19 protein-coding genes are annotated in these 18111 nt (G+C 49.3%); 2 read left to right on the top strand and 17 right to left on the bottom strand.

Features of this window, described 5'->3' with window-relative positions; genetic code table 11:
- The first annotated feature begins 101 nt into the window (after positions 1 to 101).
- Entirely contained in the window at positions 102 to 578 is a 477-nt protein-coding gene (locus EP25_RS0101260; protein WP_051906315.1) for a hypothetical protein, read from the top strand.
- 38 nt (positions 579 to 616) lie between these two features.
- Here EP25_RS0101260 and EP25_RS0101255 read toward each other — a convergent pair whose 3' ends face one another.
- On the bottom strand, positions 617 to 1627 hold the full coding sequence (locus tag EP25_RS0101255; RefSeq protein ID WP_031432230.1) for an isocitrate/isopropylmalate dehydrogenase family protein: 1011 nt from the start codon (positions 1625 to 1627) through the stop codon (positions 617 to 619).
- Positions 1628 to 1835: 208 nt separating this feature from the next.
- Here EP25_RS0101255 and icd point away from each other — a divergent pair, with 208 nt between their 5' ends.
- Entirely contained in the window at positions 1836 to 3128 is a 1293-nt protein-coding gene (gene icd / locus EP25_RS0101250; RefSeq protein WP_031432229.1) for an NADP-dependent isocitrate dehydrogenase, read from the top strand.
- Between the two features lie 74 nt (positions 3129 to 3202).
- Here the strand turns inward: icd and EP25_RS0101245 are convergent, their stop codons facing one another.
- From EP25_RS0101245 to EP25_RS0101170, 16 genes are all read right to left on the bottom strand, one after another.
- On the bottom strand, positions 3203 to 3439 hold the full coding sequence (locus tag EP25_RS0101245) for an FAD assembly factor SdhE (RefSeq protein ID WP_031432228.1): 237 nt from the start codon (positions 3437 to 3439) through the stop codon (positions 3203 to 3205).
- Between the two features lie 46 nt (positions 3440 to 3485).
- Positions 3486 to 4271 carry a succinate dehydrogenase iron-sulfur subunit gene (locus tag EP25_RS0101240; protein WP_031432227.1) on the bottom strand — a complete coding sequence of 262 codons (786 nt, stop codon included), beginning with the start codon at positions 4269 to 4271 and terminating at the stop codon, positions 3486 to 3488.
- Entirely contained in the window at positions 4271 to 6055 is a 1785-nt protein-coding gene (gene sdhA, locus EP25_RS0101235) for a succinate dehydrogenase flavoprotein subunit (protein WP_031432226.1), read from the bottom strand. The genes EP25_RS0101240 and sdhA overlap by 1 nt, the downstream gene beginning before the upstream one ends.
- Before the next feature lie 3 nt (positions 6056 to 6058).
- Positions 6059 to 6439: a succinate dehydrogenase, hydrophobic membrane anchor protein gene (gene sdhD / locus EP25_RS0101230; RefSeq protein ID WP_031432225.1), complete on the bottom strand. Its 381-nt coding sequence runs from the start codon at positions 6437 to 6439 to the stop codon at positions 6059 to 6061.
- 11 nt (positions 6440 to 6450) lie between these two features.
- Complete coding sequence (gene sdhC, locus EP25_RS0101225) at positions 6451 to 6822, bottom strand: succinate dehydrogenase, cytochrome b556 subunit (protein ID WP_031432224.1); 372 nt, start codon at positions 6820 to 6822, stop codon at positions 6451 to 6453.
- A gap of 141 nt (positions 6823 to 6963) precedes the next feature.
- Positions 6964 to 7146, bottom strand: a complete 183-nt coding sequence (locus EP25_RS23720; RefSeq protein WP_036300089.1) for a DUF1674 domain-containing protein — start codon at positions 7144 to 7146, stop codon at positions 6964 to 6966.
- A gap of 23 nt (positions 7147 to 7169) precedes the next feature.
- The gene (locus tag EP25_RS0101215; RefSeq protein ID WP_200875002.1) at positions 7170 to 7565 is read right to left on the bottom strand and encodes a GlcG/HbpS family heme-binding protein; all 396 of its coding nucleotides are present in this window, start codon (positions 7563 to 7565) and stop codon (positions 7170 to 7172) included.
- Positions 7566 to 7714: 149 nt separating this feature from the next.
- On the bottom strand, positions 7715 to 9022 hold the full coding sequence (locus EP25_RS0101210; RefSeq protein ID WP_031432222.1) for a citrate synthase: 1308 nt from the start codon (positions 9020 to 9022) through the stop codon (positions 7715 to 7717).
- 184 nt (positions 9023 to 9206) lie between these two features.
- Positions 9207 to 11234 (bottom strand): sodium-translocating pyrophosphatase, encoded by a 2028-nt coding sequence (locus EP25_RS0101205; RefSeq protein ID WP_031432221.1) that lies wholly within the window; start codon positions 11232 to 11234, stop codon positions 9207 to 9209.
- A gap of 289 nt (positions 11235 to 11523) precedes the next feature.
- On the bottom strand, positions 11524 to 11955 hold the full coding sequence (gene tnpA, locus EP25_RS0101200; protein WP_031432165.1) for an IS200/IS605 family transposase: 432 nt from the start codon (positions 11953 to 11955) through the stop codon (positions 11524 to 11526).
- Positions 11956 to 12299: 344 nt separating this feature from the next.
- Positions 12300 to 12773, bottom strand: coding sequence for a hypothetical protein (locus tag EP25_RS0101195; protein ID WP_031432220.1), 474 nt, complete (start codon positions 12771 to 12773; stop codon positions 12300 to 12302).
- Positions 12774 to 12852: 79 nt separating this feature from the next.
- Positions 12853 to 13284, bottom strand: a complete 432-nt coding sequence (gene tnpA / locus EP25_RS0101190) for an IS200/IS605 family transposase (protein WP_031432165.1) — start codon at positions 13282 to 13284, stop codon at positions 12853 to 12855.
- Positions 13285 to 13347: 63 nt separating this feature from the next.
- Complete coding sequence (locus EP25_RS0101185; RefSeq protein WP_031432219.1) at positions 13348 to 14481, bottom strand: zinc ribbon domain-containing protein; 1134 nt, start codon at positions 14479 to 14481, stop codon at positions 13348 to 13350.
- A gap of 67 nt (positions 14482 to 14548) precedes the next feature.
- Positions 14549 to 16630, bottom strand: coding sequence for a cation:proton antiporter (locus EP25_RS0101180; RefSeq protein WP_031432218.1), 2082 nt, complete (start codon positions 16628 to 16630; stop codon positions 14549 to 14551).
- A gap of 246 nt (positions 16631 to 16876) precedes the next feature.
- Positions 16877 to 17407: a hypothetical protein gene (locus EP25_RS0101175; protein ID WP_031432217.1), complete on the bottom strand. Its 531-nt coding sequence runs from the start codon at positions 17405 to 17407 to the stop codon at positions 16877 to 16879.
- A 9-nt stretch (positions 17408 to 17416) separates the two neighbouring features.
- Positions 17417 to 17851, bottom strand: a complete 435-nt coding sequence (locus EP25_RS0101170) for a hypothetical protein (RefSeq protein ID WP_152555571.1) — start codon at positions 17849 to 17851, stop codon at positions 17417 to 17419.
- Between the last annotated feature and the right edge of the window lie 260 nt (positions 17852 to 18111).

The raw sequence follows: 18111 nt of genomic DNA, 5'->3' as shown, positions 1-18111 counted from the left end.
TGAAAACTATTCGTTTGCAAGGTCCGGGAATTTACGGCGTAACGGCGCCATCATCTCCGGCAAATCCATCTATACTCTATAGAAGTTGAATAAACGATGCCATGAGCATGATTATGCAAAACACCTTCGAGCAATTGAAAAACGAATTCGATTTGAAAGACGCCGACTTTTATTTCCTGGACTTGATTCCTCTGATCGAGATGTTATGGGCGGACGGTATGAACCAGGAAGGCGAACTTAAACTGCTTTATAAATTCGTCATCGAACACATTGCCAACATAGATCAACTAAGCGAATCGGCCATCATTTCCGTCGCCGACGCCAATGACTTTCTCGATCGCTTCGCCCACCGCAAACCGGACCCACGCCTTATCCGGGAACTAAAAGCTTTATTCCTGAGCAAAAACTCCAGCAATCGGCAAACGATATTGAAATATTGCATGGATATCGCCGCCGCCTGCACCACTCATTATCCTTTTGGGCTACAAGAGAGGGTGATGCAGGAGGAGAAAAAACTCTTGGCCAAACTTTTCGAGGAATTCGGCGTTTCACCCGATCAGGAAATCGTCCTTCCCTGAACAGTCGAGCCTGTCCATCAATTGAACAGCTTCAGCGTTTATTCCATCGCGTCAATGATCGCCTGCGCCATCTCGACCGTGCCCGCCTTCGAAGCTGGATTCAAGTCCGGCGTCACATTTTGCCCTTCGTTAATAACCTTTTCGATCGCACTCTGCATACGCGTTGCCGCGGCATCCTCACCCAAATATTTCAGCATCATCACGCCGGCCATCATGACCGCTGTAGGGTTAGCCAGATTCTTGCCGGCGATATCGGGCGCGCTGCCGTGGACGGCTTCGAACAACGCCGCATCTTTACCGATGTTGGCGCCGGGAATGAGGCCCAATCCGCCCACCAGACCGGCCGTCAGATCGGACAAGATGTCGCCGAACATATTGGTGCACACCACCACGTCGAATTGCTGAGGATTCATGACCATATGCATGCAGGCCGCATCGATAATTTTTTCATCGAATTCGATGTCCGGATAGTTCTTTGCTATTTCACGGGCCACATCCAGAAACAAACCTTGGGAGTATTTCAATATATTGGCCTTGTGACAGACCGTCACCTTCGAGCGGCCATTGTCACGCGCATATTGGAAGGCATATTCAATCACCCGTTGCGACCCTTCGCGGGTAATCACGGCCAAACTTTCGGCGATGTCTTTTTTCGGCGTCAGATAATGCTCCAAGCCGGCATACAGTCCTTCGGTGTTTTCCCGGACTATGACGATATCGACATCCTCGAAGCGGGTCTTGACACCCGGCCAACTTTTTGCAGGACGGACATTGGCATACAACTCGTAACGTTGGCGCAGTTCGACATTAATGCTTCTGAAACCACTACCGACCTGGGTCGTTAAAGGGCCTTTGAAAGCGACACGTGTTTTGTCAAAGGATTCCATCGTTGCATCAGGCAAAGGCGTACCGTATTTTTCGAAAGCCCCCATACCAGCTTCCGCTTCGTGCCACTGAATTTGGGCGCCCGTCGCGTCGATTACTTTAACTGCCGCTTCCATAATGGAAGGTCCGATTCCATCACCTTTGATCAACGTGACGTTGTGCATTCAAGTCTCCTATTGCTTATTTAAATGCCAGTCATGATACCAGTTTCAACCCTTTTCAGTAACGCTAATTCCTAAATAAAGCATTTCACAGGGGTTGGCAATAGCGAAACAGTGGCAACCGATATTTTGCTATGATTTAATCAACCCGATCACCGCTATTCCAGACCCTGGCTAGTGACATAACCCCCTTCATTGACAGGAAAACATTATGGCAACGATAACTCCTCCCACCAACGGCAGTCCCATCACGATGACCCATGGTCAACTGCAAGTGCCTGATTTCCCAATCATTCCATTTATCGAAGGCGACGGCACCGGTCCCGACATTTGGCGAGCCACCGTCCTCGTGCTCGATGCTGCGGTCAAAGCCGCTTATCAAGAGCGCAAACAAATCCAATGGCTGGAAATCTATGCCGGCGAAAAAGCTAATAACTTGTTCAATACTTGGTTACCGGACGAGACCGTGGAGGCTTGTCGCCAGTACAAAGTATCGATCAAAGGGCCTTTGACCACGCCAATCGGCGGCGGCATCCGTTCGTTGAATGTCGCGCTTCGGCAAATGCTGGACCTTTATGTATGTTTGCGACCGGTACGCTGGTTCAAAGGCGTTCCTTCCCCGGTCAAAAATCCGGCTGCTGTCGATATGGTCATATTTCGGGAAAACACCGAAGACATCTATGCCGGCGTTGAATTCGAGCAAGGCGCCGAGGAAACGGCTCGTTTACTTAATTTATTGCAAGAAAATTTTCCTGAGCGCTACAAAAAAATACGTTTTCCCGATACTTCCGGCATTGGCATCAAACCGGTGTCACGGGAAGGCACCGAGCGCCTGGTCAGATCGGCCATCGAATATGCGCTGGCCAATCAACGCAAAAGCGTGACGATTGTGCATAAAGGCAACATCATGAAATTCACCGAGGGCGCGTTTCGCAATTGGGCCTATGCCTTGGCGGAACGGGAATTCCCCGAACAGACTTATACCTGGGATCAATGGGAGCGGACCAAGGCGACATCCGGCGAACAGGCGGCCAATCAGGAACAAGCAAATGCGATGGCGGCGGGACGCATCTTGATCAAGGACGCGATAGCCGACATTACCCTGCAACAGGTTCTAACCCGTCCCAACGAATTCGATGTCATCGCGACCATGAACTTGAACGGGGATTATTTGTCCGACGCCTTGGCCGCCCAGGTCGGCGGTATCGGCATCGCGCCGGGCGGCAATATCAATTATCAAACCGGCGCGGCGGTATTCGAGGCCACACACGGCACGGCGCCGAAATACGCCAACCTGGACAAGGTCAATCCGGGGTCGTTGATTCTGTCCGGCGAAATGATGCTGCGTTACCTCGGTTGGACCGAAGCGGCCGACAAAATTATCGCCGCCATGGATGCCGCCATCGGCAGCAGACAGGTTACCTACGACTTCGCCCGGCTGATGGATAACGCCAAGGAAGTCAAATGCAGCGAGTTTGCGGACGTGTTGATTGGGTATATGTAAGAATTGTTTGAAATCATCGTCGGTAGGAGCGCTTATTTACCCAGTCCGCGCCGGGGCGGCGCTCCTACACTTTTTCAATCAAGACATCTGATTTTTTGCACCAGGAGCGCAAGCCCTTCCGCTTTAGGCACCGCATTCCCCAACAAATAATGCAAGAGTTCGCTGTCTTCCAGCGACAATAACCGCAAAAACGCAGACCGCTCAGCGCCATCTGCCTTGGAATAACAGCGCTCCAAATAACGCAGCAACAGGATATCAAGCTCCAAAGTTCCCCGCCGGCAGCGCCATTTCAGTGTCTTCAGCTCCTCCATTGGCTAACCATTGCGACACGGCGGCTTTTCTCCCATCGCCTGACGTCTAACCTTCCTGCCTTTGGATCAACATTTTCTTAATCTCGGCGATGGCCTTGGCCGGATTCAGACCCTTCGGACAAGTATCGGTACAATTCATAATGGTATGGCAACGATACAATTTGAAAGGGTCTTCCAATTCGTCGAGACGGGAGCCGGTATTTTCGTCGCGACTGTCGGCCAGCCAACGGTAGGCTTGCAATAACACGGCCGGTCCCAGATAACGCTCGCTGTTCCACCAATAACTCGGGCAACTGGTCGAACAACAGGCGCATAGAATGCATTCATACAGACCATCCAATTTGGCCCGCTCTTCCCGGCTTTGCAGGCGCTCGCGGTCGGCCGGCGGCGGGGTTTGGGTTTCGATCCACGGTTTGATCGAGGCATATTGGGCGAAGAAATTGGTCATGTCGGCGACCAAATCCTTGACCACCGCCATATGAGGTAGCGGAAAAATCTTCACGGTGCCGGAGTAATCGCTTATCGCCTTGGTACAGGCCAGCGTGTTTCGACCGTTGATATTCATCGCGCAGGAACCGCAAACCCCTTCTCGGCAAGAACGGCGAAGCGACAAGGTGCTGTCGATCTCGTTCTTGATTTTCAAGATCGCATCCAGCACCATCGGTCCGCAGCTGTCCATGTCGATTTCATAGACATCGATGCGGGGATTCTCGCCGGAATCGGGATTCCAGCGGTAAATTTCAAACCGCCTGACATGTGTTGCGCCTGCCGGCGCCTCGAAAGTTTTTCCTTTCTTCAACCGGGAGTTTTTCGGCAAGGCAAATTCGACCATCAGTAAACCCTCTCTTTCGGCGGAATGACATCCACTTCATCGGTTAATGTGTACATATGCACCGGACGATAATCGATTCTTACTTGGCCGTTTTCTCGCCAGGTCAAGGTATGCTTCAGCCAATTTTCGTCATCGCGGTAGGGAAAGTCCTCCCGGGCATGGCCGCCACGGCTTTCGGTGCGATTATGGGCGGCATTGAGGGTCACCGAGGCCTGACCGAGCAAATTGTCCAGCTCCAGCGTTTCCACTAGATCGGTGTTCCAGATCAAGGATTTGTCGCTGACTTTGACCTCCGCAAAACTCTCGGCTACCTGATTCATTTCTTCGACGCCCTTGGCCAGGGTTTCGCCGGTACGGAACACAGCCGCCTTGCTTTGCATGACTTTTTGCATATCCAACCGTATGTCGGCCGTAGGCCGGCTGCCGTTGCCATGCCGGATCTTGTCGAAGCGTTCCAGCGCTTGCTCACAGGCATCCTCCGGCAATGGTTTATGCGCCATGCCGGGCTTGACCAATTCGGCGCAGCGAATCGCCGCGGAGCGCCCGAACACGACCAAATCGAGCAAAGAATTGGATCCCAGCCGGTTAGCGCCATGCACCGAGACGCAAGCCGCCTCGCCGATGGCCATCAGGCCGGGGACCACTGCATCGGGGTCGCCGTTTTTCGGACAAACGACTTCCGCCTTATAATTGGTCGGGATACCGCCCATGTTGTAATGCACGGTCGGCAAAATCGGAATCGGTTCCTTGGTGACATCCACGCCGGCGAAAATACGTGATGTTTCCGCGATGCCCGGCAGTCTTTCGTAGATGATGGCCGGATCGAGATGTTCGATATGTAGATAGGCGTGGTCTTTCAATGGTCCGACGCCCCTGCCCTCGTTGATTTCGATAGTGATGGCCCGGCTGACGACATCCCTGGACGCCAAGTCTTTCGCGGTCGGCGCGTAGCGTTCCATGAAGCGTTCACCCTCGGAATTGGTCAGGTAACCGCCTTCGCCGCGAACGCCCTCGGTAATCAAACAACCGGCCCCGTAGATACCGGTCGGATGAAATTGAACGAACTCCATGTCCTGCAGCGGCAAACCGGCCCGCAACACCATGGCGTTACCGTCGCCGGTGACGGTATGGGCCGACGTGCAGGAAAAATAACTGCGGCCATAGCCGCCGGTCGCCAATACCGTTTGGTGACCGCGGAAAAGATGCAGGGAACCGTCATCCAGGCACCAGGCCAACACGCCGAGGCATTCGCCGCCGTCCATGATCAAATCCAAGGCGATGTATTCGATGAAAAATTCGGCGTTATGCTTCAAGGCTTGCTGGTATAAGGTATGCAGTATGGCGTGACCGGTCACGTCCGCCGCGGCACAGGTTCTTTGCGCCAGACCCTTGCCGTAATGCGTTGACATACCGCCGAAAGCACGCTGATAAATTTTTCCCTCCGGCGTCCGCGAAAAAGGCACGCCATAGTGCTCCAATTCGATGATCGCCGGTATCGCCTCGCGACACATATATTCGATCGCGTCCTGATCGCCCAACCAATCCGAACCTTTTACTGTATCGTACATATGAAACCGCCAATCGTCTTCGCCCATGTTGCCCAATGCGGCGCTAATTCCTCCCTGGGCCGCCACGGTATGGCTGCGGGTCGGAAAAACCTTGGTGATACAGGCGGTCTTCAGACCTTTTTCGACCATGCCGAAGGTCGCCCGCAGCCCGGCCCCACCGGCTCCCACCACCACGACATCATGCTTGTGTTCGATGATTTTATACGCTGAAGACATAAGCTACCCTGCTGAAATGGTGCGAAAAACGGCAATCAATGCAAACAAGCCGACGAACATGAAAACAAGCTTGCACAACCACACCGAAACGATCTTCAACCATTCGGTCGAGACATAATCCTCTATGACTACCTGAACGCCCAATGCGGCATGATAAAAAACCGCCACTAACCAAGCCACGATACCAGCGGTATTCAACGGTATCGAAAGCCAAGCGACGGTATCATGATAGGATGCGGCAAACATCAGGCTCATTAACTTCAATTGCCAAAAGCTTAATGGAACCAAGGCAACGGCCGTAACCCGCTGCAGCCACCAATGACTGCTGCCAGCTTTAGCCGAGCCAAGGCCTTGAGCCTTCGCCAACGGGGTTTTATAGTGCATGATCGTTCCTGTCAGAAAATGAAAAAAATCGCGGCGGTCAGGGCGATAGACGCCAGTAATTCCAGCACGGCATAGCCGTTCATCGTATCCCGCTCGAAACTTGAGCCGCAATCCCATATTAGATGGCGTATGCCGTGGCATAAATGGAAAAACAAAGCGTAGACGAAGCCCCAGAAAACCACTTGGATCAACGGCCTGTCGATTAGGGTCTGCAAGGATCGATAAGCGGGCTCGCCGCTCGAGAGCATCGACAGCATATAGGAAAACAAGAGTAGCCCAAGGGACAATAGAACACCGGTCATACGGTGGGTAATCGAAATCAAACCGGTCAATGGCAAGCGGTAGACTTGCAGGTGGGGAGACAAAGGCCTGTTTTTATTCATTGTCTGTAATTCCCTTAATGTTAAGGTCAATCCACAACACGGATGAATGCTTATCGCTATTCGACAGGAATACCCAATGGACCGACCGGTAAAAATAATCAGTTTTTCATAAAACAAAAACCGCGAAACGCTAGCGTTTTTTTAAAAATCGATGCAGCGACCGTTTTTCTCCCAGTCGCCATAACGAGTCGGCTCAAGCCCCGGAGCACCGCCTATTTCCGGAATCTTAGCCGGAGAGACAATGTTTTTCCCGGCCTTATCGTCCTGGTCGACGATAGCGTCGGTATCGTCTGCTTGTACAGCATTGTCGTTATTATCGTTCATGCAGTAGTTGACTTAGCAACGATTCAGATAGCCTTAGCGCCCGCATTAGCGATTTTGCCATCCGCCACCGAGTTGACACCGCTGACACCGATAGCGCCCACTACCTGACCGTTGTGTAACAAAGGCACTCCCCCTTCAACAGGTAACATTTGCGGCATCGATAAATAACCTTGCTTGCCGTCACTGACCATTTGCTCAAGCGCCCGGGTTGGCGTACGAAACAAAACCGCCGTTTTTGCCTTGCTGATGGCCACTTCGATACTGCCCAATTGGGCATTTTCTCTTTGCAAATAAAGCAAATGACCTCCATGGTCGACAATCGCTATCACCACATCCCAATTATTGAAGCGCGCTTCCGTCTCTGCCGCATTCGCAACTCGTTTGGCATCGTTCAATGTCATTCGGTAAATTGTTTCCAATTCTTTCCTCCACCTGCTCGACATGCCTAATCATGTCTTGTTTATTATTTCATTGTTGTATGAGACAAGGTTCAGTGCTCGATATACAGAAAAAGCTCTATTCGTATACTGCGGAAAGCGAAGCAACGAAAACCGGTCACCTGTTTAATTTAACGCTCGTCTATCGATAGGAATTCCCGTTTGTCAGGGCCTGAATATAATTGTCTCGGTCTACCGATCGGGATATTGGGTTCGTCCATCATTTCCAACCAATGCGATACCCAGCCGGCGGTCCGGGCTATGGCAAACATCACGGTAAACATTTCAACAGGAATATTCAAAGCCTTGTAGATAATACCCGAATAAAAATCCACATTCGGATACAACTTTCTTTCGATAAAATATTCGTCTTGCAGGGCGTATTCTTCCAAGGCCAAGGCCAGATCAAACAAGGGATCGGCATTTTTACCGCTATTCAATAGATCATGGCAAGTTTGCCGGATGATTCTAGCCCTGGGATCATGATTTTTATAGACTCTATGTCCGAATCCCAGCAGTCGAAACGGATCTTTTTTGTCCTTGGCCTTCGCGATAAATTCGGGAATACGGTCAACCGTACCGATCGTTGCCAACATATTCAGCACGGCCTCGTTAGCGCCGCCATGGGCCGGCCCCCATAAAGCGGCGATACCGGCCGCAATACAGGCATAAGGATTGGCACCGGTGCTGGCAGCCAGACGAACGGTCGAGGTACTGGCGCCTTGCTCGTGGTCGGCATGGAGAATTAGCGACAAATTGAGCGCCTTGACCGCCTCGGGATCGATATAGTGGTTCGGATCGATATAATTAGGCGATGACCGCGAAAACATCATATTCAGGAAGTTTTCGCAATAGTTCAAATCAAGCCGCGGAAATACGAACGGCTTACCGACCGAATGGCGATAGGATGCGGCGGCGATAGTCGGCATTTTACCGATTAGCCGCATGGCGCAAATCCGGCGATGTTCCGGATCTTTCATATTGAGTTCACTGTGATAAAAAGCCGACAGCGAACCGACCACGCCAACCAACATCGCCATCGGATGGGCATCGTAGTGGAAGCCCTCGAAAAACACTCGCAGCGATTCATCCAAAATGGAACGCTTACCGATTTCTTGAACAAAGATATCCAATTCGGATCTGTTCGGCAATTCGCCGTACATCAAAAGATAGGCAACCTCCATGAAATCGCAGTTTTCCGCCAATTGTTCGATTGGATAACCGCGATACAGCAGAACGCCAGCTTCGCCATCGATAAAAGTGATGTTGCTTCTACAACTGGCCGTTACCATAAACCCCGGATCATAAGAAAAGCAATCAAGATCCTTGTAGAGTGAACGAATATCGACCGTTTCCTTACCCAAGGTCCCCTTAAGCAAAGGGTATTCTACCTCGCGGCCTGTCCTGTTATGCCGTATCGATAGGGTATCTTTGGACATACAACGCAATTCTCCAGTGTTGATGCAGATGAAGCTAAGGATTCACCACGATTTCGGCTGCAATGCCGCTTGAACCATGAGTATAGCTTGCAGACGTCACCGAATTATTACAACTCCCATAGTAATAGTCAAAACTACTTTCCGTGAACAATCAATTTACTTGCTTCACTTTGTAACAGTGCAATCACAATAAGGGTGCTATCACCAATGAGACAATCGCCATCAATTTAACGACAATATTCATTGAGGGTCCGGAAGTATCTTTGAAAGGATCCCCTACGGTATCGCCACAAACCGCTGCTTTATGCGCATCACTGCCTTTGCCGCCGTGAGCCCCCCCTTCGATCAGTTTTTTTGCGTTATCCCAGGCGCCACCGGCATTCGCCATAAAAAGCGCCATCAGCACCCCTGTCACCAACGAACCGGCCAGCAAGCCTCCCAGCGCCTGCTTACCCAGAATCAAACCGATAAAAACCGGGACCGTCACGGTGACCATACCCGGCAGAATCATTTCGCGCAACGAGGCCTTGGTCGATATTTCGATACAACGGGCCGAATCGGGCTCGGCCTCTCCCGCCATCAACTCCGGAATTTCCCGAAACTGACGCCGCACTTCATCGACCATGTCCTGAGCGGCCTTGCCAACCGAGGTCATTGTCAACGAACTAACCAGAAAAGGGATCGCCCCCCCCACAAACATGCCTACTACGACCAAGGGGCTCAATAAATCGATGTTATCCATTTGCGAGGCGCTGGCATAAGCGGAAAACAACGCCAACGCCGTTAAAGCGGCCGAACCGATGGCAAAACCCTTGCCGACCGCCGCCGTGGTGTTGCCTATGGCATCCAATGTATCGGTAATTCGCCGGGTTTCCGCTCCCAGCCCGGACATTTCGCTGATCCCGCCCGCATTATCGGCAATCGGGCCATAGGCATCGACCGACATGGTGACTCCGGTGGTGGCCAACAATCCCACGGCGGCAATGCCGATACCGTATAAACCAGCGGAATGATACGCCAGCACGATGGCGATGCAAATTGCGGCGATCGGCAAGACAGTGGATCGCATCCCTACCCCCAAACCGGCAATGATGTTAGTGGCCGGGCCAAAATTAGAGGCGGCGGCGATATGTGCTATGGGTTTTTTCGCGGTGTAATAATCGGTTACCCGACCGATAAAAATACCGGCCAGCGTGCCGCCGACCACTGCATAGAATGGCCCGTCGGCAGATGTTGGCTGTTGCTCGAGCACGAACTGTATGCCGCATTGATGAATCAATAGATAGGCAGCGGACAAGAACAACAACGCCGCCAACCAAATAACCGTCTCCAAGGCATAGGCCGGTCTAAGGTTTTTCAACAGGATCATCGCCAGAACGGCAATCACGGAGGCCGCCAACCCCAACACAATCAAAGCAATGGGTAAGAGCAAAGCCTGAGGTTGCATGACGGCGATATCGACATAGTTGGTCGAGTTAGCCGCTATCGCCACCGTGGCGATCACCGATCCGACATAGGATTCAAAAATATCCGCTCCCATGCCGGCGATGTCACCGACATTGTCACCCACATTATCGGCGATCGTGGCCGGGTTTCTCGGATCGTCCTCAGGAATGCCGGCTTCTACCTTGCCGACCAAGTCAGCGCCCACATCGGCCGCCTTGGTATAAATGCCCCCGCCAATACGGGCAAACAACGCGATCGACGAGGCGCCCATCGCAAAACCGCTTAATGTCTTATAGTTGGCCATGTCGGACGGATCGATCAACGTAAACACCAAGGCCACACCGACAAGGCCCAGCGATGCGACTGCCAAACCCATCACCGAACCGCCGCCGAACGCGATCAATAACGCGGCGCCAACCCCCTTTTGCTTCGCGGCGGCCGAGGTGCGCACGTTGGCTTTAGTGGCCGCTTTCATACCCCAAAAACCGGCGAAAAGAGAACAAGTGGCCCCGGCCAGGAAAGCGTAAGCAGTTGCGTGGCTGATTTGGTAATACACTAAAATGGCGACCGAGACGACAAAAATGAGCAGAATTTTAGCTTCCGACTTCAGAAACACCATGGCACCGTCATGAATCAGGATTGCAATCGCGCGCATCTTGTCCGAACCGGCATCGCAAGTACAAATCAAACGATAGATAAGGAAAGCAATAATAAGTCCGGCAAGCCCCGCATAAGGGGCAATGATCTTGAATATTTCAATTTCCATCCGAACTCCCCGGTATTTTTCTAAATAGCATTGTGGTTATTAGTTGCTGTGAAACGGTTCCAGCTTGAAAGGTAAATAGCCCGCTTTTCATTATAGACCGGCGGTAAATAAGAGTTAGGGAAGCTCTGAATAAATCAACTAACTCCGTCCTGGATTTCTCAGCACCCGGTTAAGGAAAATGAGATTTCCCATAACCTTACAAAATACTGACTAAACAACCACCCGCTCAAGCGGGTGGGTTCCAATAACGGACTGAAAGTCCGGATACGCGTCGACTAAACGACGCGTCTTAGTCGGGCTCCATCTTGAAATTATCGTTTGGATTAGGTTCAAAGTGATGCTCCAAATATTGCTTTATCATCTCATCAGTCATTTGCCCCACTGTGGCGCAAAAATAACCGCGGGCCCAAAAATGTCGACCCCAATATCGCTTTTTCAAGTGCGGGAACTCTTCGAACAGATAGCTCGAAGTTCGTCCCTTGATTCGCCTCATGATTTCGCTTGGGGCCATAGTCGGCGGCGCACTCACCAAAATGTGCACATGATCTTTGCTCACGACACCTTTGATAATCCGTATCTCAAAGGCTTCGCATGTCTGCCGCACCAAGTCTCTCACTCGTTCGGCTATTTCATCCTTCAGCACTTTATAACGATACTTCGTAACCCAAACAAAATGATACTCAATTTGGTAAACCGTATGGCTGCCGTATCTATAGTCCATCGCCACCTCCTTGGGCAAATTATCGCAGCTAAAGCTGACCGGCTAAAGCCGGTGGTTTAAACCTTATGATGGATAATTAATCTGCATTTCCTTAGTCTTTACCTGTAAAGAACAGTCATTCGCAATTTGAACATACAAGAGAACGTAGGGTGTGTTCAGCGAGAATATCGAAGGCAGGGTAGATTTGCGCCATGCAAAATCTGCATTTCTCCCTTCCTCGGCGGCCAAATGTCGTCGTCAAGCTCCCTCCATGAATGGGTTCTTCGCGTTCTTTGCCAGACAAACACCCTACCCTAAACGCCGCAAAAACACTCAAACTGTGAATAGTTGCTTGGAACAATAGCTTAGCCGTCTAGTTTACCAATCCATTCGTGAAAAAGTATCTGACGCCGTTGCGGCATGGTTTCGGCTGAGGCAATTTCTGCTGGCAAAACCACATCACGAATATATAGAATTGGATGATTAATCGCCATCTCCAGTATTTCTCCGTTTCTCAGAATATTTACCCGATAATCAGTTATATCGCGATCGACAAAGAGATCCCTGACTAATCGACTGTTAATATTATTCTGTTGATTAAGCCGTAAGATGATATCGCCTTTTTTTAGCGGACCCCGAGGATCATCCTGGCGAACGAGGACGGCATCAAATGCTTCGATTCGATTGGTTGCCATGATGCGGTGGAGAGCGGCGTAGACGAATTCGTCGCTTACAAAACCGCCAACCTGTATACCTAGACGTTGATATTGCTTGTAGTTCTCTAAGGAAAGCTGATTTTGTCCGCTCTGTTCATAAAAGAAGCCAAGAAGTGTAAACAACTAAACAACCACCCGCTCAAGCGGGTGGGTTCCAATAACGGACTGAAAGTCCGGATACGCGTCGACTAAACGACGCGTCTTAGTCGGGCTCCATCTTGAAATTATCGTTTGGATTAGGTTCAAAGTGATGCTCCAAATATTGCTTTATCATCTCATCAGTCATTTGCCCCACTGTGGCGCAAAAATAACCGCGGGCCCAAAAATGTCGACCCCAATATCGCTTTTTCAAGTGCGGGAACTCTTCGAACAGATAGCTCGAAGTTCGTCCCTTGATTCGCCTCATGATTTCGCTTGGGGCCATAGTCGGCGGCGCACTCACCAAAATGTGCACATGATCTTTGCTCACGACACCTTTGATAATCCGTATCTCAAAGGCTTCGCATGTCTGCCGCACCAAGTCTCTCACTCGTTCGGCTATTTCATCCTTCAGCACTTTATAACGATACTTCGTAACCCAAACAAAATGATACTCAATTTGGTAAACCGTATGGCTGCCGTATCTATAGTCCATCGCCACCTCCTTGGGCAAATTATCGCAGCTAAAGCTGACCGGCTAAAGCCGGTGGTTTAAACCTTATGATGGATAATTAAATTTAGCCTGGATGGATATATCTGGACCGCAACACGGTCCGGGTTGGCAACTTATGGCACGCTCGTACAGAAACTTGGTAAATTCAGTCAATTCATTTACCGAGAATGTGCTTAATAGCAATGAAACTGGTTGCTTTATCCCTGACTGATCAAATTCTTGTCCCCCAGATATGAGCCTTACCATGGCAGAGAGAAGATCAATTGCGACCTCTGGAAAAAGGTGTTTCTGCTCCGGCGCCATTGCCAAGCGAATGCTTTCGATAAAGGCCGCCGGCGAATCAATTTGATGCAAAATCTTGAACTGCATCGCGTATAACCATAGTTGCAAACTTTTGTTCGGTGTTCGAACTCGACTGAAATTGTTCAGCGCCAAAGCTAATTTTTCCTCAGAAGGTAGGGGTCTTTGTGCTTCCCAGGCACTGCTCATTACTAGAGCAAAAACATTATCTGGATCGGCTCGAAGAGCTACCATGAACAAATTATTAATGTCCTCGTTTGCTTTTTTACCTTCGGTCAATAGATTCAACCAGGCAATATGAGCCATGATATCCGCTTTACGGCTTTTTTCGGAGCTCGCCGCGGCTACGGCCAGCAGTTCATTGGCGTGAAAATCGGCAAAGTAGGTTTGTAGTCTTTTTTTATAAACCCCTGAGTGATACCAACAATAATTAGGATATCCTTTATTGTCCAACCCAATACGAAGTTTTGAAACTTCTTGGACACCCCATGAAGTAAAATAGTACTGACTGATTTCATGTAATAGAAAATCAACCTGCAATTGCTGCACCGAATCGGAATAAGGATCTAATTCTACAGCTTTTTTCAACAGTAATTGGGCGTTGCCGTAGTCACCGAAACGAAATTCATTTTCCGCCGCGGCGGTATAGCTCTCGACCGTCCGTTTTTTGGCGTTTATATCCGAGACAACCGAATTCAATTGAATGGCCGCACTTGCCAATGAAATAACCGTGGCGATACCGCCCACCCATTTTAAAAAACCGACGACTTTACTCCAGAGGGAAGGCTTCTGGAGGGTGCCACAATGACTGCAAATCTTGGCGTTGGCGGGAATCGGCCGAAGGCAGGCGATACAACGATAAAGCTTGTGTTTTTGCATCAACCCACCTCAGTGTGAACGGTCAGAAAAATACTTTCCTTCTGACGAGGGAAACCACGTTACAACACTATTTTTTCCGCAACTCGTTATGCAACATGATATAGAGCTTACTGGTGATAATCTCGTTCTTGCTCAGGCGGTCGAGGGTCTCCAATTCCTTTGCCGCCAATGTCTTTTCGCCGGAAATCGCATTGAAATTGGTCAGCAATTCATAGTTGTTTTCCAGCATTTGATCAAGATTATTTTTGGTGTTCTCAGCTAGCGCCTTGTATAGTCCAATGGTTTTATTCAAAGCTTCCTTATCGTCGAACACCTCGACCAAACTGGTATCGTTCAGCCCTTCCAGGCGGGAAATCACCATCTCCAGCAGTTTGAATTGGGTGCGGTAATAAATATACAACTCTTGCGGCTGCAGATTCGGCGAAGGCATGAACAAGAGTCTTCGGATCGCGTTGATGAAGCGTTCGATACTGTCAACCGGGAATTTTTCTTGCAACGTAGTCAACTGTGATCGTCCCCTTTCGACACGCTCCATCTGAATATCCAGCAGATTAAGGATTTTTTTGTAAACCTTCTCGTTGATCTCGCCGCGGCGGTAGATCTCCTTCAACTCGGCCTTCTCCAGACCCAGAACGAAGACGCGTAAAAGGTTTTCGGTCAACTCGCGGTCGTCACCTATTTTCTTCTGATATTCCTGCTTAACCGCTTCATGTTTTTGCTGATAATATTTTTTCAGATCTCGGTATTGTTCTTCGCTGATTTTCTGATCCTCGAGCAACTTATCGAGCGTATTCTGAGCCTCTTCAAAAATCAGTGCCTTGCTTTTGTAATAGCTGACTTCTTCATAATTGGTCAACGCATCGATACCAAGTTTGTTCATCACTTTGCCGATGCTGGTCGCCTTGACCAACAACGTGAAATAAATCGAACCGATCGTAATCGCGGTAACGAAATCCTTGATCGAAAATGGGAAGTGCCAATTGGACAATGACAAGTCATCCGGAATCAGCAAGACCATGATGACGGCCAAGGAACCGCGCAGGCTGCCCCACGACAATAAGTGCATCCAAGATAATGGGATCGGCTCTTCTTTTTTGGTCAGATTTAAAAAGCCCAATACCGGATATATCGCCAGCGCCCTACCCAGCATGACCACGATGATGGACAGGATGATCGGCATGATCGCGACATGCAAGTCGATGGACTGCTCAACGAACAGCAATCCCATCAAAATGAATACCAGCGAGTTGGTGATAAAGCCGAAATAGCCCCAGAAACGCTCCATGTAACCCTCGACGGCCAACGACATCTTAAAGCGTCCGAAATTACCGATGATCATGGAAGCGACCATGGTCGCGATAATCGACGAAAGGTGAATCTGCTGCCCGGCAACCACCAAATGCTCGGAAATCACTTCGGTCAAGATAAAAGTGAAATGGGCCACCAATAAAGTCATCGTGATTTCCAGATGCTCGTGCCCCTTGACCCATTCGATCAATTTGGCGAACAAGAAACCCATTATCATGCCAAAGATAATGCCGCCGAATACCATGATCACGAAATTCAGCAAGCCGCCGACGATCGAACTTGTGCCGGAATAGCCGTGCAGCAAAATTTCCAGAAACACCAGAAACATGGCGAACGCCGTTCCGTCATTGAACAAACTCTCCCCTTCGAAGATCAGCGTCAACCGTCGCGGCGCGCCATATTCCTTAAACAAGGCCAGTACCGCCACCGGGTCGGTCGCGGAAATGATGGCGCCGAACAACAGCATGACGATTATCGGCACATCGAAACCCAAGGCCTGAAATAAGAAATGGCCGAAAATACCGATAAAAAAAGTCGAAACCAGCAATCCGACGATCGCCAACAAACTGATCGCCCGGATGTTACTCAGCATATTGCTGATCTTGATATTATAGGCCGACTCGAAAATCAGAATGGGCAGGAAGACAAAGAACAATAGTTCGGGCGTCAATTCAAAACTATTGATGAAAGAGAAAAACTCGATTTGCGAAATCGGTACCAATAACGAACCGGCGATCACCAATAGCACGGTGTAAGGAATGCGGATTTTTTGCGCCAGGATATAGACGACAAGAGAGATCAGCAAAAGGCTGAACAACGACAAAAAAACTTCAAGATTCATTAATTCGAAAGTCCTTTAACCATACAAATCACATGCGATTTGCAATAAATAACGGTATTTTACTTGTCTCGTTACGCAACAAGCGACCGAAGCGTATTCTACCCCTTCCTTAAAACCAAATGAAATATGTCCGTTAATTGGTTTGAAGAAACTTAGTGCCATTGGTGCGAAAAGCAGAATGCAAACTGCATCAATTAAGTGAATTACTCTCATCTTGACACACTAGATGCGGCAGTATCTTTCAAGCTATTTGTTGAGTAATTCCAGGGTCTTAAGCGGTAACAATTCCTTAGTTTCGTTTTCCGTAGCCGCACGTATGTCATCGTTGATGCTGGTCATGAATTGAATTAATTGCAATTCCTTGTTGATTTTTTCCTGCAGGTCATCGCTTTCCCACATTTGATTCAATAAATGCTTAGCATGATGATGAATCATGAATGTCATCGCTTCGGGTAAATGGCTGTACTTATTGGCAATAGTTATCTTCAACTGATCCAGCGACTGCAGATATTCGCGATAATCCCTGATATCCTGCCTGCTTTTAATCTTAAGCATGTCCAATTCAGTCTTATGTTTGGTCTTTAATACGGCCAACTCATGCTCGAGCAGCAATTGCTGTTTTTTCAGCTTTGCTTGTAGCTCCTGCTCGGACAATGCTCGCGCCGTTTTCAACCGCGCTTTTTCATCATGAGTCTGTAACTGCCAATGCAAATACTGTTCTTTGGCCTTCAGCAAGCAATCCATCAGTTCATGGCTCCAGCGTTTTAATGTCGACATAAACGGGGCTCAACGGAAAGACATGATTTCCAAATGGAGTTCGAGCAGGCCTTTTACATTTTCCGCACGGAAGTTTTGGTGTACTGATTTTTTCAATGATCGATAGGTGTCGGCGGGAATTCTATCTCGTCTGGAAGCGAGGTTTGCCGTTATCGAGTCCGACAAGGAGCGAATATGTTTTTTATTGTTGTTGCGGAATAGGGCAATACGCCTATGAGCTGTACGATAATCAATTTGCTGCTTTTCAAGGCGGTGCCGCTGTTCCAGATTCCTTAACCTGAGTTGATTAAAAAGAACTTTTCTTTTGTTACTTTCGGTTAGTGAAAAATATTGCCGTAAGCCGTTGAAGATCGCTCTCAAGCCACAAAACGTCAAGGCCAAAAAAATCGAGACATAGATAATAAGCAGACAAACGGTCCCGCCAAGAAAAAACCAATCCGCCATAGCGGTCCAGGCATATTTTTCACAGGCATAGCCGGATATAAAGCTAGTGAAAGTGGCTAAAATCGAAAATGCAAACAAATGGAACAACATGAAACAGACCGGATTTCTGTAAGCAATTTATTACAAAGTTTTGCAAACACAAGCGCTAGATTCAATAAAATCTTGCCGCAGGAAAAGCAATTTCAATCATGCAGTTCTTAATGGCGACGATCATGCTCTGATACGACTGCGCACCTCCTTGTGCGATTAAGGCGCGAGTA

Origin of the sequence: Methylomarinum vadi, assembly GCF_000733935.1 — a bacterium.
In the GTDB taxonomy this organism is placed as follows: Bacteria; Pseudomonadota; Gammaproteobacteria; order Methylococcales; family Methylomonadaceae; genus Methylomarinum; species Methylomarinum vadi.
This window is presented reverse-complemented; position numbering and strand designations above follow the sequence as displayed.

Coding starts and splice junctions, on each gene's coding strand:
- tnpA (WP_031432165.1), bottom strand. CDS start 13,284: ATGGACTATAGATACGGCAGCCATACGGTTTACCAAATTGAGTATCAT.
- EP25_RS0101245 (WP_031432228.1), bottom strand. CDS start 3,439: ATGGAGGAGCTGAAGACACTGAAATGGCGCTGCCGGCGGGGAACTTTG.
- EP25_RS0101210 (WP_031432222.1), bottom strand. CDS start 9,022: ATGTCCAAAGATACCCTATCGATACGGCATAACAGGACAGGCCGCGAG.
- EP25_RS0101185 (WP_031432219.1), bottom strand. CDS start 14,481: ATGCAAAAACACAAGCTTTATCGTTGTATCGCCTGCCTTCGGCCGATT.
- EP25_RS0101175 (WP_031432217.1), bottom strand. CDS start 17,407: ATGTCGACATTAAAACGCTGGAGCCATGAACTGATGGATTGCTTGCTG.
- EP25_RS0101205 (WP_031432221.1), bottom strand. CDS start 11,234: ATGGAAATTGAAATATTCAAGATCATTGCCCCTTATGCGGGGCTTGCC.
- sdhC (WP_031432224.1), bottom strand. CDS start 6,822: ATGAATAAAAACAGGCCTTTGTCTCCCCACCTGCAAGTCTACCGCTTG.
- tnpA (WP_031432165.1), bottom strand. CDS start 11,955: ATGGACTATAGATACGGCAGCCATACGGTTTACCAAATTGAGTATCAT.
- EP25_RS0101170 (WP_152555571.1), bottom strand. CDS start 17,851: ATGGCGGATTGGTTTTTTCTTGGCGGGACCGTTTGTCTGCTTATTATC.
- sdhD (WP_031432225.1), bottom strand. CDS start 6,439: ATGCACTATAAAACCCCGTTGGCGAAGGCTCAAGGCCTTGGCTCGGCT.
- sdhA (WP_031432226.1), bottom strand. CDS start 6,055: ATGTCTTCAGCGTATAAAATCATCGAACACAAGCATGATGTCGTGGTG.
- EP25_RS0101240 (WP_031432227.1), bottom strand. CDS start 4,271: ATGGTCGAATTTGCCTTGCCGAAAAACTCCCGGTTGAAGAAAGGAAAA.
- EP25_RS23720 (WP_036300089.1), bottom strand. CDS start 7,146: ATGAACGATAATAACGACAATGCTGTACAAGCAGACGATACCGACGCT.
- EP25_RS0101255 (WP_031432230.1), bottom strand. CDS start 1,627: ATGCACAACGTCACGTTGATCAAAGGTGATGGAATCGGACCTTCCATT.
- EP25_RS0101180 (WP_031432218.1), bottom strand. CDS start 16,630: ATGAATCTTGAAGTTTTTTTGTCGTTGTTCAGCCTTTTGCTGATCTCT.
- EP25_RS0101260 (WP_051906315.1), top strand. CDS start 102: ATGAGCATGATTATGCAAAACACCTTCGAGCAATTGAAAAACGAATTC.
- icd (WP_031432229.1), top strand. CDS start 1,836: ATGGCAACGATAACTCCTCCCACCAACGGCAGTCCCATCACGATGACC.